The 14776-nt window shown below is 73.2% G+C and carries 10 protein-coding genes; 6 read left to right on the forward strand and 4 right to left on the reverse strand.

The features are described 5' to 3' along the window. The first annotated feature begins 122 nt into the window (after nt 1–122). Nucleotides 123–2132 carry a cell wall-binding repeat-containing protein gene (locus tag ABD352_RS31920; RefSeq protein ID WP_344616228.1) on the forward strand — a complete coding sequence of 670 codons (2010 nt, stop codon included), beginning with the start codon at nt 123–125 and terminating at the stop codon, nt 2130–2132. Nucleotides 2133–2168: 36 nt separating this feature from the next. Here ABD352_RS31920 and ABD352_RS31925 read toward each other — a convergent pair whose 3' ends face one another. Both ABD352_RS31925 and ABD352_RS31930 read right to left on the reverse strand, forming a co-directional pair. Beyond that, the gene (locus ABD352_RS31925; protein ID WP_344616229.1) at nt 2169–2654 is read right to left on the reverse strand and encodes a hypothetical protein; all 486 of its coding nucleotides are present in this window, start codon (nt 2652–2654) and stop codon (nt 2169–2171) included. A gap of 51 nt (nt 2655–2705) precedes the next feature. Further along, nucleotides 2706–2888, reverse strand: a complete 183-nt coding sequence (locus ABD352_RS31930; RefSeq protein WP_344616230.1) for a hypothetical protein — start codon at nt 2886–2888, stop codon at nt 2706–2708. A gap of 147 nt (nt 2889–3035) precedes the next feature. Between ABD352_RS31930 and ABD352_RS31935 the strand changes: the two genes are divergently transcribed. Beyond that, entirely contained in the window at nt 3036–4379 is a 1344-nt protein-coding gene (locus ABD352_RS31935) for an ABC transporter substrate-binding protein (RefSeq protein ID WP_344616231.1), read from the forward strand. Nucleotides 4380–4483: 104 nt separating this feature from the next. Here the strand turns inward: ABD352_RS31935 and ABD352_RS31940 are convergent, their stop codons facing one another. Further along, the gene (locus ABD352_RS31940; RefSeq protein ID WP_344616232.1) at nt 4484–6502 is read right to left on the reverse strand and encodes a glycoside hydrolase family 6 protein; all 2019 of its coding nucleotides are present in this window, start codon (nt 6500–6502) and stop codon (nt 4484–4486) included. Nucleotides 6503–6762: 260 nt separating this feature from the next. Here ABD352_RS31940 and ABD352_RS31945 point away from each other — a divergent pair, with 260 nt between their 5' ends. Both ABD352_RS31945 and ABD352_RS31950 read left to right on the forward strand, forming a co-directional pair. Beyond that, the gene (locus tag ABD352_RS31945; RefSeq protein ID WP_344616233.1) at nt 6763–7527 is read left to right on the forward strand and encodes an endonuclease/exonuclease/phosphatase family protein; all 765 of its coding nucleotides are present in this window, start codon (nt 6763–6765) and stop codon (nt 7525–7527) included. A gap of 33 nt (nt 7528–7560) precedes the next feature. Then, nucleotides 7561–8394 (forward strand): MerR family transcriptional regulator, encoded by an 834-nt coding sequence (locus ABD352_RS31950; protein WP_344616234.1) that lies wholly within the window; start codon nt 7561–7563, stop codon nt 8392–8394. Nucleotides 8395–8667: 273 nt separating this feature from the next. Here the strand turns inward: ABD352_RS31950 and ABD352_RS31955 are convergent, their stop codons facing one another. After that, nucleotides 8668–8949 (reverse strand): DUF2277 domain-containing protein, encoded by a 282-nt coding sequence (locus ABD352_RS31955; protein ID WP_344616235.1) that lies wholly within the window; start codon nt 8947–8949, stop codon nt 8668–8670. A 95-nt stretch (nt 8950–9044) separates the two neighbouring features. On the opposite strand from ABD352_RS31955, the gene ABD352_RS31960 reads away from it, so the two are divergent. After that, nucleotides 9045–9917 (forward strand): DUF4132 domain-containing protein, encoded by an 873-nt coding sequence (locus ABD352_RS31960; RefSeq protein ID WP_344616236.1) that lies wholly within the window; start codon nt 9045–9047, stop codon nt 9915–9917. Beyond that, nucleotides 9914–14695 (forward strand): hypothetical protein, encoded by a 4782-nt coding sequence (locus ABD352_RS31965; RefSeq protein WP_344616237.1) that lies wholly within the window; start codon nt 9914–9916, stop codon nt 14693–14695. Before ABD352_RS31960 ends, ABD352_RS31965 begins: the two co-directional genes overlap by 4 nt. Nucleotides 14696–14776 lie beyond the last annotated feature (81 nt).

The raw sequence follows: 14776 nt of genomic DNA on the forward strand, positions 1-14776 counted from the left end.
GCACAGTGCCACGGCCTACCTTTTCGCAGGCAGCGGGCCTTACAGTGCGAGTCGCCTTCCGCGCGGCCGGCGCCCACACGCCGTACCCCGGGGGCTTCACACGTATTCGGGGAGGAAACGCGTTGTCATCCACGCTCAGCCGCCGGTCCATGCTCCGGGCGGTGGCCGCCGCCGCGGCCACGACCGCCGCCGCGCCGCTCGTCATGTCAGCGACCGAGAAGGCCGCCTCCGCGACGCTTCCCGGCGAGGTCGGCCAGATCACGTACAGCGCCTTCGGCAAGGTCTACATCGCGGACTCGAACGGCGCCAACGCGCGCGTGCTCGCCAGCAGTGACGTCAGCGGTGGTGAATGGGCGCCGGACGGCAGCCGGTTCTTCTACGGCACCGGCGGCCAGCTGTACTCCGTGCGCCCCGACGGCACGGGCATGGTGTCGCTGATCGACGTGCCGACCCACTCCGCGCACAACCTCACGGTGACCCAGGACGGCCGCTTCGTCGTCTTCAGCGACCTCAACACCGGCCTGCGGTACGTCGGCACGGGCGGCAACTGGTTCGACTCGGCGCTGCTTGTCGCCTCCGCCTCCGAGCCCGACCGGCCGACCGTGGCCGTGGACGGCACGATCTACTACGACCAGGGCATCGGCGTCACCGGCTCGATCGTCCGTTTCAACAACCAGACCGGGCCCCAAATCATCACCAACGGCTGGGACCCGGACGTCTCGCCCGACGGGTCGCGGATCGTCTTCGTCCGCACCGAGACCATGCCCGGCCCGTCCCAGCTGTGGCTGGCCGACAGCGACGGCTCCAACCCCGTCCAGCTGACCACCGAGGCGTCGACGGGCGGCGCGTGGAACGTCCAGCCGAAGTGGTCGCCGGACGGCTCGACGATCCTGTTCGCCAGCGCCACCAGCCACCTCACCGCCACCGGCATCAAGAAGATCAACGTCGCGAGCAAGATCGTCACGCCCGTGGTCACCGTCGGCGCCTTCCCGACATGGCAGCCGGTGCGCTCGGGCCAGGTCGAGCGGGTCTGGGGACAAACGGCTCTGGACACCGCGATCGCGACATCGCGGTGGAACTACGCCGACCACGGCCAGGCAGACCCGGTACGCACGCAGGCCAAGGCCGTGGTCCTGTCCCGCAACGACGTGTACTACGACGCCCTGTCCTGCTCGGCCCTCGCCATCAACAAGGAAGCCCCGCTGCTCATCACCCCCCGCGACGGCCTGCCGGCCAGCGTCGAGGCCGAGATCAAGCGCGTGCTGGGCACCTCCGGCGACGTCTACCTGCTCGGCGGCACCTCCGCCCTTCCCGCCCCGATCGAGAACCGGCTCAAGAGCCTCGGGTACACCACCCACCGCGTCGCCGGCGAGAGCCTCTTCGACACGGCCATCGCCGTCGCCAACGCGATCACCACGACGCCCGACACCATCATCCTGTCCACCGCGCTGAACTACTACGACGCCCTCGCCGCGGGCGCGGCGGCGGGCGCCAACCCGGGCACCGTCATCGTGCTGACCGCAGGCGACATGCTGACGCCTGAGACGGTCGCGTACCTCAGGAAGTTCAACCCGACCCAGGTCGACATCGTCACCGCGGGCGGCCCCGCCGACCGGGCCCTGATCAACGCCTACAACCGGGGACAGCTGCCGGGCTGGGTCGGCTTGCGATGGGGACGGTGGGACCTCGTCGGCCAGTTCGCGCAGGACACGGCGCGGATGATCGCCGAGTTCTTCTTCGGCTCGCCGCGCACGGCCGGCATCGCCACGATGACATCGTGGTACGACGCCCTCACCGGTGGCGCGATGATCGGCGCGAACTACGGCCCGCTGCTGCTCACGGCGCCGAACAGCCTGGACCACCAGGTCTCGGAGTACCTGTCCGCCAACTCGGCGGCCATGGCCGACGTGGTGCTCATCGGCGGTCCCAACGCCCTGTCGCCCAACCTCATCCCGCAGCTCGGCAACGCCATCTCGCTGCCGGGGCACTACACCACCAGCGAGACCACGCCGGAGAACTCGCTGCAGGCGAAGGCCCAGGCCAAGTCGCTCGCCGCGACGGACCCGAAGAAGGCCGCCAAGCAGGACAAGGCCCCTGGCCTCAAGACCAAGAAGACGATGGTGAAGGAGTAACGCCAGCCGCCAGCCGAGGCCCGGAAGGGCCTCGGCTCAGTATGTGCGGTAGCGGCACCAGCCGCGCGCCGCCCGGGTGTTGAGCAGGATGACGAACAGCAGCGGGAACGCGATCGACATCAGCGTGGCGGTGTACGGGGCGCCCGAGGTGTAGCCCTGCCACACGCCGCCGGCGATGCTCACGGCGTTGAGCACGGTCAGCAGGACGCGGGCCCAGTTGCGGCCGCGCTGGACCTTGCGGCCCAGGACGATGAAGGCCAGGCCGATCGCGGCGACGGCGCCGACCACGACGTAGGTCGCGGTGGTGAGCATCTCGGGGCGGGTGGTGTAGACGTCGTTGCCGGTGTGGAACTCCCACTTCGGGGCGACGTTCGCCAGCGCCAGCGCCATCAGGGTGGCGCCCGCCAGCACGGCGAGGCCCATCAGGTACTGGAAGATGGCCACGACGTGCAGGGAGATCGGGGCGCTGGAGCGGACTGGGTAGGGGTGCCACGCCTGCTGCGGTTGGTATGCGTACGCCATGGCACTCAGCCTGGCGCCCCGCGACGGAAGCGGACTCCCCGGTTCGTGCCACTACCGGCAGGGTCCCACTGCGGGATAGCGGCCCGCGAACAGGCCCTCGCAGACCCGCCGCTCCAGGTCGGTCACCAACGGCAGCACCCCGGCGAGGGGGTCGGCGTCGACCGCGGCGGAGCGGCCGGTATCGATCTGGTCGCGGGCCTTCAGTGCGCGGCTCTTGGCGGCCGAGAGGGACATGGGCGAGTCCTTCCTACGTAGCGTTACGCAGGAAATGCGTTCCATCCCGTTCCATCGCAAGTTTTGCTCAAGGTTCGACGACGGACCGTGTTCCCCCTGCAGGGCGCCCATAGGGTCGCCGGGGTTATCCACAGGAGGCGGGAGCACGTGGGACGCAAGACATCGATGGTCGCCGCAATGGTCGGGGTGGCAGCCGTCGCCACCGGGTGCGGTTCCACACCCTCGAGCGGCGCCGACCCCGGCAAGCCGATCGTGGTGCACCTCTACGGCTCCGACGCCAACATGAGCAACTCGCTCAAGGACAAGCTGACCGACGCGCCCGCGTTGCTGTCCGGGATGACCGGCACGGCGCCGCTGCTCGCGCTGCCGCAGTCGTTCAAGGATCGCCTGCGTACGGTGGACCCGACCCTCGCCGACTACGGATACGCCGCCGAGGCCTACGACGCGGTGCTCATCGCCGGGCTGGCCGCCGAGTCGGCGCGCACCAGCGACGCGACGACGGTGGCGAAGTTCATGGTCGGGGCGACCACGTCGGGCACGATCTGCGACAGCGCGGCCACCTGCCTGCCGCTGGCCAGGAACGGCAAGGACTTCGCGTACCGCGGGGTGTCGATGCGCCGCAGCGGCTTCACCGACAACGGGGAGCCGTCGTCGGCCTCCTACGGCACGCTGCACTTCGGCCGGGACAACACCGTCAACGACAACCTGACCGAGTACGTGGGCGCCGGTGACGAGTCCCTCGCCTCGTCCACGCCCGCGCCGGCGTTCCCGCCCCCGCTCAAGGGCGGTTCGAAGAAGCCGCCGGCGCTCAAGGTCGGCGGGCTGATGCCGCACACGGGCCGCCTGGCCTTCCGCAGCGCCCCCCGCTTCGCCGGTGCCCGCCTCGCCGTGCAGGACCTCAACGCGGCCGGCGGGGTGCTCGACCAGCCGGTGGAGTGGGTGGACGGCGACGACGGCACGGACGCCGCCGTCGCCGCGGCCACCGTCGACCGGTTCATCGGCCTCGGCGTGCAGGTCATCATCGGCGCGTCCTCCTCCAGCGTGACGAAGTCGGTCATCCCGAAGATCGCCGCGGCCGGGCGCATCCTCGTCTCGCCGTCCTCGACGTCGGACGAGCTGAGCACGGTCGCCGACAACGGGCTGTTCTTCCGTACCGCTCCCCCGGACACGCTGCAGGCCCGGGCCCTCGCCGACGTCATCATGCGCGACGGCCCGCGGAAGGTGACGATCGTGGCCCGCGAGGACGCCTACGGCCTGGGGCTGCAGAAGAACGTCAAGGCCGACCTCGTCGCCTCCGGCATGCCGGACACGGCCGTGTCCCTCGTCTCCTACCCGACCAGCGCCGAAGACTTCGGCGGGATCGCGGCGCGGGTGCGCGCCGACGCGCCCGACGGGGTGCTGATCCTGGGGTACGACGAGACGGCCGCCATCGTAAAGGCCCTCGCGGCGCAGAAGGTCGGCACCTCGGAGGCCACCGCCACCATGCGTTGACGCCGCCTTTCGCCCGGCCCCGGGACCGCGCGGCGGCCGCCGGCCTGGGCGGGCTGAACGGCACAGGGTCCCCGCCGACCGGCGGGGACCCTGCTACGGCACTGCTACAGCGCCGGGTAGGCGTTCTGCATGAGCTGCTGGAACTGGGCGGAGAACCACGCGCCGGAGACCGGGGCGTTGGGCAGCGCGCCGCTGAGGCTGTTGCCGTTGCGGCCGTTACCGGTGTACGTCGGGTCGCACATCCGGTCGAAGCCCTTGCCGCCCGGGTTGTTCGGCCCGGTCGGGATCAGCGAGCTGGACCCGTCCGACTCGCCCGGCGGCTTGATCCACACGTAGGCGTCGATGCCCGTCGCGGGAGTGGCCCGCGGGCGCTCGCCCAGGCCGGCCCCGCTCTGGTTGCACCAGTTGCCGGCGTGGATGCGCCGGTCGATGCGGGACTGGTCGACGTACGTGTTCACGTCCGTCGACGTGCTCGCGGCGGTCGGGCGGGCCGAGCCGCCCCAGCCGTTGCGGCTGGTGTCGATCAGCATGCCGATGTTCGAGTTGAAGCCCTGGCCGACCAGCGCGGTGCGGAACGCCTGGGCGAAGGTGAGCTCATCGGTGTACTGGTTCCAGTCGACCCACTTGGACTGGCGCACGGACTGGCCGTTGACGGTGGTGCTCGGCTGCACCCACGGCTCGGACAGCGCCGAGTAGTTGGCGGTGTTGGTGATGAAGCCGTCGACGGTGTTCACGCCGCCGACGGCGCCCTTGGCGGTGCTGGCGAACAGCTGGGCGGACGGGGTGAAGTTGCTGTCCCAGCCGATCCAGCCGTGGTGGGCGGCGTCGATGTACTCGTAGTTGTTGGTGCCCGCCGCGTGCAGCTTGCCCAGGGCGTACTGGATGCCGGTGACGTAGTTGCCGTTCTGCTTCATGGTGGCGCAGGCGGCGGTCGCGCCGGCCTGGCCGTCGGCGTTGGTCACCAGGTTGGGCAGGGAGTCGATCTCGATGATGTTGACGATCCGGATCGAGGCGTACTTCGAGTCGGCCTCGATGGCGGCGATCGGGTCGATGTACTCCGTCTTGTACCGGCCGATATCCGTCGGCCCGAGCTCGCCGTTGGAGGCCAGCGCCGCGCAGTCGCGGCCCGGCAGGTCGTAGATCACGAACTGGGCCAGGGTCGCGCCCTGGGCCAGCGCGTTGTCGAGGTGCTTGCGCAGGCTCGTGGTGTAGCCGGAGCCCGACGGGGCGGTGATGGCCGCGATCGAGTCGAGCCAGACACCGGTCGGCTGGTTGGAGATGCGGCTGCCGCCCGACTCGGCGGCGGCCTTGGCCGACCAGTCCGGGTTCACGTAGACCTTGGCGCCGACGTACGGGTTGTCGACGTGGGTCCCGCCGCCGCCCGTGGTGGTGACGCTGATCGACACCGCGGCGCTGGTGGTCGTGGCACCGGCCGCGCTGGTCACCTTGGCGGTCAGCGAGTAGTTCCCGGCGGCGACGTTGGTCCAGCTGAAGGTGTACGGCGAGGTGGTGTCCGTACCGAGCAGCGTCGTGCCGTTGTAGAAGTCGACCTTGCTGACCGAGCTGCCGGGGGCGGTGGCCGAGGCGGCCAGGCCGACCGTGGCCGGTGCGGTGAAGCTGGAGCCGTTGGTCGGGCTGGTCAGCGCCACGGTCGGCGCGCCCGGGTTGGTCGAGGTGGACGGCGACGGGCTGGACGAGGACGGCCCGCCGGTGGTGGTGCCGCCGGTGCAGGCGGTGCCGTTGAGGGTGAGGTTCGCGCCGGCCGGGTTGCTGCCGCTCCAGGCGCCGTTGAACCCGAACGACAGCGCTCCGCCGGTGGCGACGTTGCCGTTGTACGACAGGCTGGTGGCGCTGACGTGCAGGCCGGACTGTGTCTTGTCCGCGTTCCAGATCTGGGTGATCGTCTGCGACGAGTTGCCGAAGTCCCAGCCGACGTTCCAGCTGGTGATGGCGTCGCCGAGGTTCGTCACGTCGACCTGGGCCTGGAAGCCGCCGGGCCACTGGTTCACGATCGTGTACTTCGCGGTGCAGCCGGCCGCCGCGAACGCCTGATTGGCGACCACGACGAGACCGGTGGTCGCCACGACTGCGGCGACCGATACTAGGGCGAGCTTGCGCCTCATCGGGTCTCCTCACTGAAGACTTACCGGGCTAGGGCGCAATCACGGTCCGCAGTGTCCCGGGACCGCGTCAAGGCCGCGGCCCGGGCCGCGACGTCTACCACGCGACGGGCCTGAAACTTACGTATCAGCAGGTCCAGCGGGTGAGGTCGATCGAGCCGGCGATCCCCGCCCGGCACGTCCCGGCGCCGTTGATCACGCAGCGCGAGCGGGGCGGATCCGCCGTACCCGCACGTATCGATGCCCGCGCAGTAGGATGCGGCGTGCTGCGGCTGCTGACCCTCAACGCGTTGTTCAAGGGCGACGTCCGCCCGCGGATGGCCGCGATCGGCGCGATGCTGCAGGAGCGCGCCTACGACGTGGTCTGCCTGCAGGAGGTGATGGCCCCGGGCAGCGCACGGCTGATCGCCCGGCTGGCCCCCGCCTACCCGCACCGGCGGCACAGCGGCGCCACTCTGGTCAAGGGCGGCCTGATGCTGCTGTCGCGCTGGCCGATCACCGCCGCGCGGTTCGTCCGGTTCCCGCTCACCCGCCCGGTCCGGCCGGAGCTGCTCATGCGCAAGGGCGCCCAGCTCGCCGTCCTCGACACCCCGGACGGCCGGCTGACCGTGGTGAACACGCACCTGTCGGCCAACCGCGACGACGACTGGGCGCCGCAGAACCGGTACTCGGCCGTGGCCCGCGCCGAGCTGGCCCGCCTCGGCCGGGAGCTGTCCGCCCTCGCCCCGGACGCGCCCGTGGTCGTCACCGGCGACATGAACCTGCCGCGGGAGTCGGCGGTCCTGACCGGGTTCCTGGCGGCGCAGGGGCTGCGCGACGCGATGGCCGGGGACACCCGCCCGACGTACCGGCCGATCCCGCAGTGGCCCGACCCGCCGGCCTTCGACCACGTGCTGCTGCGCGGCCCGGTGGCGGCCACCTGCCGGCTCACGCTCGAGGACGACATGACCACGCTCGGCGACGGACGGCGCGTGTACCTGTCCGACCACTACGGCATCGAGGCTGACCTCAGTACCGTTGCGGCTTGACCTTCACCCTGGGTCAAGGGGCATTGTCGGGGCATGGACACCACGGGGTTGCTCACGATCGGGGTCTTCGCCCGCCGGTCCTGGCTGTCGCCGCGGGCCCTGCGCCTCTACGAGCAGCAGGGCGTGCTGGCCCCGGCGCTGGTCGACGAGCGGACCGGGTACCGCTGGTACCGGCCCGCGCAGCTGGAGCACGCCCGGCTCGTGGCGCGGCTGCGGCGGCTGGACATGCCGCTGGCCCGCATCGCCGAGATCGTGGCGACCGGCGCGGAGGACCCGCAGGCCGCGGTGGCGCTGCTGGACAAGTACTGGACGGACGAGGAGTACCGGGTGGCGGCGCGGCGCGAGCTCGTCGGGCACCTGCGCATCCGGTTGCTCGGCGAGGAGGGGTTGCTGGAGATGTACGACATCGAGGTGCGCGACGTGCCGGAGCAGGTCGTGCTCACGGAACAGCGGCACGTGTACGTGCAGGACCTGCCGGCCTGGATCGACGAGGCGATCGGGCGGCTGCTCAAGCTGGCGCGAGGGCACGGCGACGGGATGGCCGGCCCGTGCTTCATCATCTACCACGGCGAGGTCAACGAGGACAGCGACGGGCCGGTGGAGATCTGCCTGCCGGTGCGCCCCGACCCCGCCCGGGCCATCGAGGCCGCGACCCGGGTCGAGCCGGCCCACCGGGAGGCCTACACCCGGATCACCAAGGCGCAGGTGGCCTTCCCGCAGATCCTGTCCGCGTACGACGCGGTGCGGCAGTGGACCGAGCGGGAGGGCGTGCTGCCGTCCGCCTCGCCGCGCGAGGTCTACTTCGCCGACTTCGGCGCCGCCGGCCCGGACGACCTGGTGTGCGACGTGGCCCAGCCCATCGAGTAGCCCGGCCCGCCGTCGTACCTCCCCGGGCCCGATCCGGTCCCCGGGCATGCACAGCAGGCGCTTGCCCGGATCTGACGGACCGCTATGTCCCGGTTTGGGCGGTGCGTCCAGCCGCGCCCCTGGACGTTCGGGCACAGGTCCAGGGGCACGGCCGGCACGGTCCCGCCCCCTCGGCGTGCCCCAGTGCGGCACAGGCGGGATTTCGGTGCGATGTCGATTGTCGCGGCCCGCGGCCGAACGCAACAGGTCGACCGGCGGCCCGCGGATCGCGGATCAGTTCGCGTCGCGGGGGCCGTAGCGCTCGGCCGCGCGGGCGCGGGCGCGGGCCGCCTCGACCTCGCGGTCGCGCGGCGGCGTGCGGGTGACCAGATTGTCCAGCAGCGTCCGGGTCGCCTCGGCCACGGCTTGCACGGCGGCGTCGAACGCCTCCTGGTTGACCGTGGCCGGCCGGGTCATGCCCGCGACCTTCCGCACGTACTGCAGCGCGGCCGCCTCGATCTCGTCCTCGGTGGCCGGCGGCTCGAAGTTGTTCAGCACCCGGATGTTCCTGCACATGTACCCCACGATGCCAGGCGCGCGAAAAAATGTCGCACCCCCTCGCTACTGTGCCCCGCATCCGATTGATCGCGGTGGAGCGGAGGACGGGTCAGATGGGTTGGCTGGCGGCGGCCGGTGGTTACGAGGTGACCCTGGAGGCGGGGCGTATAGCGTGTCGCAACCCGAAGGGCAAGGTGCTCAAGTCGCTGCCCTCGGCGTTGCGCGACGATCCGGCGGTGACCGGGCTGCGGCAGCTGACCGAGTGGCTGGCCCGGCACGAGGCCGAGGTCCGCGAGCAGATCGACCTGTGGATGATCCGCTCGCTGCCGGTGCCGGCGGCGCTGCTGGCCCGGGTGTGGGCCGACGAGACGTGGCGGGCCGCGCTGACCGACCTGGTGGTCGCCGTCCTCGACGACGACGGCGGCTTCGACCCGGACGAGGCCGGCTTCCTGCGCGACGCCACCGAGGAGGGCATCGGCGTGGTCAACCTCGACGGCGACACGGTGCGGCTGCCCGCCGAGCGGGTCGCGGTGCCGCACCCGGTGCGCCTGCCCGACCTGGAGGACCTGCGCGAGTTCGCCGCCGACCTGGGCGTCAAGCAGTCCGTCGACCAGCTGTTCCGCCAGACCTGGACCCGGCCCGGCGACCTGGAGCCGGGCGCGACCAGCGTGCGCGACTACGCCGGCGGGCGCTTCGCCGAGCTGCGGCACCTGCTGGCCCGCTCCGCGCAGCTGGGCTATCCGGTGCGCGGCGGCTACGCGGTCTGCCGGGTCTTCGAGGACGGCCGCGGGCTGGAGGCGCGCAGCTGGGTCGGGGCCGATGACCCCTATTACGAGGCGGAGACCGGCGACCTGGTCTTCGTCCACCCCGACGGCCGCTCGATCCCCCTCGCCGAGGTGGGACCGGTGGCCTGGTCGGAGGGCATGCGCATGGCCGCGGCGCTCTACGCGGGCCGCAACGTCGAGGAGAACGGGGAAGAGGCATGAGCGTCGAGGAACTGCTGGATGCCGGTGCCGTGCTGCCCGTCGGGACCGAGGCCGCGAAGGACACCACCGACACGCTGACCACGCGCGAGTACGCGCACCCGGTCCTCGGCGACCGGCGGGTGGTCCGGCTCGTGCCCGGCACCCTGGGCCAGGCCGAGGACCTCACCATGGAGTTCCTCGGGTTCGGCGCGCCCGGGACGGTCGCCGAGGTCGGCATGGTGCGCCAGCAGGCGCTGGGCTTCCCGGCCTGGGCCCTCGTGCACGACCCGGCCAACGGCCACCACGCCCTCGCCCTGGTCAAGGACATCGAGCGGCTGGTGCGCACGGCCCGCTCCCGCATCGGCCCGGCCCGCGACGGCTTCAACGAGCTCGGCGACCGGCTGGCCCGCTCGGTGCCGCACTTCCTGCCCACCTTCTACGAGGAGGCGGCCCGCGCGTTCCTCGCCGCCGACAGCCAGTCCTACGCGGCGAGCATGTTCGGCAAGGCCCGCGAGGCCGAGCGGCTCTACGCCCTCGACATCGACGAGGACCGCCAGCACGCGGTGTTCCTCGAGTTCGCCCTGGCCGGCGCGCTGACCGCGAAGGCCCTCGCCCAGCACGCCCGCGACCTCGCCGCCCGGTGCGCGCCCGCCGTGGCCTACGAGCGGTTCCGCCGGCTGTGCGTGGAGCGCACCCTCGGCGGGATGCCGCCCTACGCGCAGATGCACGTCGACCTCGGCCGGCTGGCCAAGGCGGCGAAGCTGGGCGCGGAGGAGGACGAGACGCTGCTGAGCGAGCTGCTGGCCGCCCCGTCGCTGCTGCGGGCGCCGGGCGGGTTCTGGAAGGCGTACCGTCCGGCGCTGGTCCGCATCGCCCGGCGCGACCCGCGGGTGCGCGGGCAGCTGCTCGGCATGTTCCCGCGCGAGGCCGGCTTCGGCACCTGGCTCGACATCCTCGAGGAGTGCGGCGCCACGGCGGCGTTGACCGCCCCGGCCGGCGAGGTCGAGGCGGGCGCCGCCTCCCCCGACGGCCCGGCCGGCTGGCTGGGCAGGGCCGACCGGGGCCGCGGCGGCTGGCGGCGCAACCGCGACGCCCAGCTCTACGGGCTGGCCGAGCGGATGGCCCCGCGGCTGCGGGACGACGCCGTCCCGGTCGACCTGGGCACCGGGCGCCGGGTCGACCTCGACCTCGTCGACCTCATGCTGTCCCTCGGCGTGCCGCTGGACGGCGACTTCTCCCGCTGCGACGTCGGTGACTGGCTCCTCGACGAGTGCGCGGGCCGCCGCGACCTGGCCGAGGCGGCGGCGCACGAGCGGCTGCGGCCCCTCATCGCCAACAGCATCGAGTCGTACCTCAAGACGTGGTACGGCGCCCACCAGGCCCAGGTCGCCATGGACCGGGTCGGCCGGGTGGTGGCCGTGCCGGGCCTGCGCTCCACGCTGCACTGGTGGCTCGACCAGCTCGCCGAGCGCTTCACCGGGCAGGGCCTCACCACGTTCGAGGACGAGCTCGACCGGCTCACGCTGATCGCCTGCCCGGCCGGCCTCGCGGTCAACCCGGAGGCGATCGCCCGCATCGGCGCGCTCGACCTCGGCCCGGTGTTCGGCCGCACGCTGCGGGCCGGGGTGATCGACGAGTTCGGCTGGCCGGCGCTGGAGGCCGCGATGGCGGCGCTACGGGCCGACCGGCGCACCGGCTCCCCGCAGACGACGGCGCAATGGCCGCACCTGGTGGTGCGCTGGGACGAGCGGGTCGTGGTGCTCGGCGACGACGCGACGGTGCTGGAGCACACGCTGCGCATCCCGTCGCAGACACAGACCTGGCGGGAGGCGGTGCGGTTCGTCGACGGCCAGCTCATGGTCGTCTGGCACGACCAGAACGGCCGGGCCGGCTACTGGTCCGGCGCCCCCGACGACGTCTTCACCGGCGACGAGGACGGCGTCCACGAGGTCGGCGAGCGCTCCGTCGCCCTGCCCGGCGGCGGGCGCAGCGCCGGCGGCCGGCCGCTGTTCCCCGGCGACCGGCAGGCCCAGGAGGTCGGCATGGTGAGCACCGACGGGCGGCACTACTGGGTGCTCGTGCAGGGGTCCGACTTCGAGTACAAGTGGGTGGAGTACGACCCGGCGACCGGGCAGCGCGGCCGCGCGTCGATGCCGGGCTTCTTCGAGGAAGGCGCGGTCGACGGGCAACCGCTGCTGCATTGGGAGTGCCGGCTGCTGCCCGCCACGCCGGCGATGGCCCACAGTCCGCTCGGGCAGCGCGACGGGCTCGTCGGCTGGCGCGTGCGCAACAACGGGGACGGCCAGGCCGGCGAGGGGGTCGACGGGCGCTCGTTCACGCTGCCCGCCGGCTCCACCCGGCTCGGCACGCTCATCGGCGCGATCCGCTTCCCCGGGGCCGGCACAGCGCACGGCATGGTCGTCGAGAACAACTGGCGGGAGACCTTGGTCCACCTGCAGACCGCCGACGGGCTGCGCCTGGCCACCGTCGCCGCCAACGACCTGAGGCCCGGGGCGTTCGCCGAGGGCACCGCGTTCGTCGCGCCGCCGGCGTTCTGGCACCTGCTGCGCCCGCGCGACGAGGCCGGCTCGCTGGCCCTGCGCGCCTTCGCCGACGAGCCGGCCGGCGCGCTGCTGGCCGCCGTCTCGGCGCTCGCCCGGCCGGGCAACGACGCGCAGCGCCCCGACGCCAAGGTCGTCTTCACCGACGACGAGGTGCGCGCCGCGGTGCGGGCGGCCCTGCCCGGCATCGGCGACCCGGCGCTGCTCGCCGGCGTCGCCGGGGTGGCCAAGCACGCCGCCCGGGCGGTGCTGCGCCTGGCCCGGCTGGTCGGCGAGACCGAGGCGATACAGGCGGCCCCGGCGGCGCAGGTCGACGACCCCGGCTCCCACCTGCCCACCGACTCGCAGATGAACGAGGCCGTCCAGGGGCTGATCCCGCACTGCCACGGCCACGGCCGCGAGTGGGAGAAGGTCTTCACCGACGTCGGTGCAGCGGTCACCGGCGGGGCGCCGCGCGCGCCGATGGAGGCCTGGCTGCCCGGCGTCGACCTGGACTGGTATGACCTGCTCGGCGCGGTCCCGGCGATCATGCTGCGGGCCGCCGCGCCGACCACCTCGGCCGAGCACCGCGAGACCCTCCTCACCCTGCTCGACGTGCTGGCCGGCTCGGGCCTGATCGATGGCGAGGCGCGCAGCCGCCGGCTGCTGCTGACCTCCGACACCGGCCAGCCGCAGGTCGCCGTCGGGCAGGTGGTGGCCACCGGCGAGGCCCGCCGGATGCTGGTCTTCCAGCTCGACCCCGGCAGGGGCGGGGCCGCCGCCCTCGAGCACGCCGCCGACGGCGTCTTCGGCCCGGTGCCCGGGCACGGCGTGTCCGTCGAGCACAACTACGACCGGCGCGGCGTCGACGGGGCCGCGGTGGCCGCGTTCGTCGCCGCCGGGCGGGCCCACGGCGGCCCGGCCGGGCTGCTGCGCCCCGACACGGTCCGGGCGCTGTCGGCCGCGGCGGGCATCAGCCTCGCCGAGGCCACGGTGCTGCTGTCCGGCGCCACCGAGGGGCGCCGCTGGAAGGCCGGCCGGCCCGAGGACTTCACCCCGGCCGCCGCGTCCGTCTCGGAGCAGGCCATCGAGGCCGCCCAGGATCGGCTGCGGCAGTGGTCGCGGGACACCTTGAACGCGGCCCACCAGCGGCTGATGCCGGCCGACCCGGCGCAGCTGTGGGCGGACGGCCCCGACGTGGCCCGCTTCGCCGCCTGGTGGGCCGAGCAGGTGGGCGTGCGCACCCCGGTCGACGACGACCTGATCGTCGACTGCCGGCGGGCCGGCGTGCCCTGCGACCTGTCCGCGTCGGAGTTCCTGCACGGCCTGAGCAACCCCGACACCTGCCGCTGGCTGCAGGGCCCGGTCCCCGGGATCGACGCCGACGACCTGCTCGTCACCATCGCCCGTGGCCTGCCCTGGCTGGCCCGGCGGCTGCCGGCCGGCGACCCGCTGCGCAAGAGCCTGCCCCGGGTGCTGGAGCTCGTCCGGGCGCTGGCCCTCGACCCCGCCTTCGAGCTGCCGGTCGGCGGCGCCAACGAGGAGGAGCTGGCCGAGGCCGTCGCCGCGCTCGGCCTGCCGGTGCAGACCACCGAACACCAGCTCGACGCCGGGCTCTTCGTCGCCTCGACGGGCAGCTACTACCGCAGGGTGCGGGTGCGCCCGGCGCGGATGGACGGGCTGGACGACCGGCGGGTCGACGCGCTGCTGGACACCATCAACGTGACGGCCCGCCCCGTCGTGGCGCTGCGGGCGGTCCTCGGCGGGGCGCTGGACGCCTGGGTCGCCCCGGTGGACACCGAGGCCCCGCACGACCCGTCCCGGTCGGCGCCGGAGCTGGTCGCCGCGGTGGCCGAGCGCCACGGCCTGGGCGCGGACGCGGCCACGCTGTACCTGCAGCTGCTCGCCCTGCCCGACCCGACCGACCGCAACGTTGCCGAGTGGACGGGCTGGAAGCCGGCCCGGCTGAAGCAGGCCCGGGCCGAGCTCGCCGCCACCGACCTGGTGGTGGAGGCCAAGCGCCCGCGGGCCGGCCGCTCGCTGTTCCTGCCCGGCGGGTGGCTCGCCTGGAAGGCGCCGCTGCTGCCGCTGGAGCGCTGGAAGCTGCAGCTGCTGGTCGGGTCGGACGAGGACGGCTCGGAGCTGGGCTCGGTGGTGCCGGTCGCCCCCGCGCCTCGCCTCTTCCACGTCGCCTGGCAGCGGGTCGTGGGCGGCGACCACCCGCGCTTCGAGGAGCTCACCACCCGGGGGCGTCGATGACCGTCTCCCCCGCCCGCCGCCGGCTTCGTCACGGGGTGCCACCGATGGCTTCCCGGCCGCTGCCGTCCCCGTGTTCTTGCC

The sequence above is a fragment of the Dactylosporangium salmoneum genome, from assembly GCF_039532525.1.
GTDB lineage: Bacteria > Actinomycetota > Actinomycetes > Mycobacteriales > Micromonosporaceae > Dactylosporangium > Dactylosporangium salmoneum.

Coding starts and splice junctions, on each gene's coding strand:
- ABD352_RS31925 (WP_344616229.1), bottom strand. CDS start 2,654: ATGGCGTACGCATACCAACCGCAGCAGGCGTGGCACCCCTACCCAGTC.
- ABD352_RS31930 (WP_344616230.1), bottom strand. CDS start 2,888: ATGTCCCTCTCGGCCGCCAAGAGCCGCGCACTGAAGGCCCGCGACCAG.
- ABD352_RS31940 (WP_344616232.1), bottom strand. CDS start 6,502: ATGAGGCGCAAGCTCGCCCTAGTATCGGTCGCCGCAGTCGTGGCGACC.
- ABD352_RS31950 (WP_344616234.1), top strand. CDS start 7,561: ATGGACACCACGGGGTTGCTCACGATCGGGGTCTTCGCCCGCCGGTCC.
- ABD352_RS31955 (WP_344616235.1), bottom strand. CDS start 8,949: ATGTGCAGGAACATCCGGGTGCTGAACAACTTCGAGCCGCCGGCCACC.
- ABD352_RS31960 (WP_344616236.1), top strand. CDS start 9,045: ATGGGTTGGCTGGCGGCGGCCGGTGGTTACGAGGTGACCCTGGAGGCG.
- ABD352_RS31965 (WP_344616237.1), top strand. CDS start 9,914: ATGAGCGTCGAGGAACTGCTGGATGCCGGTGCCGTGCTGCCCGTCGGG.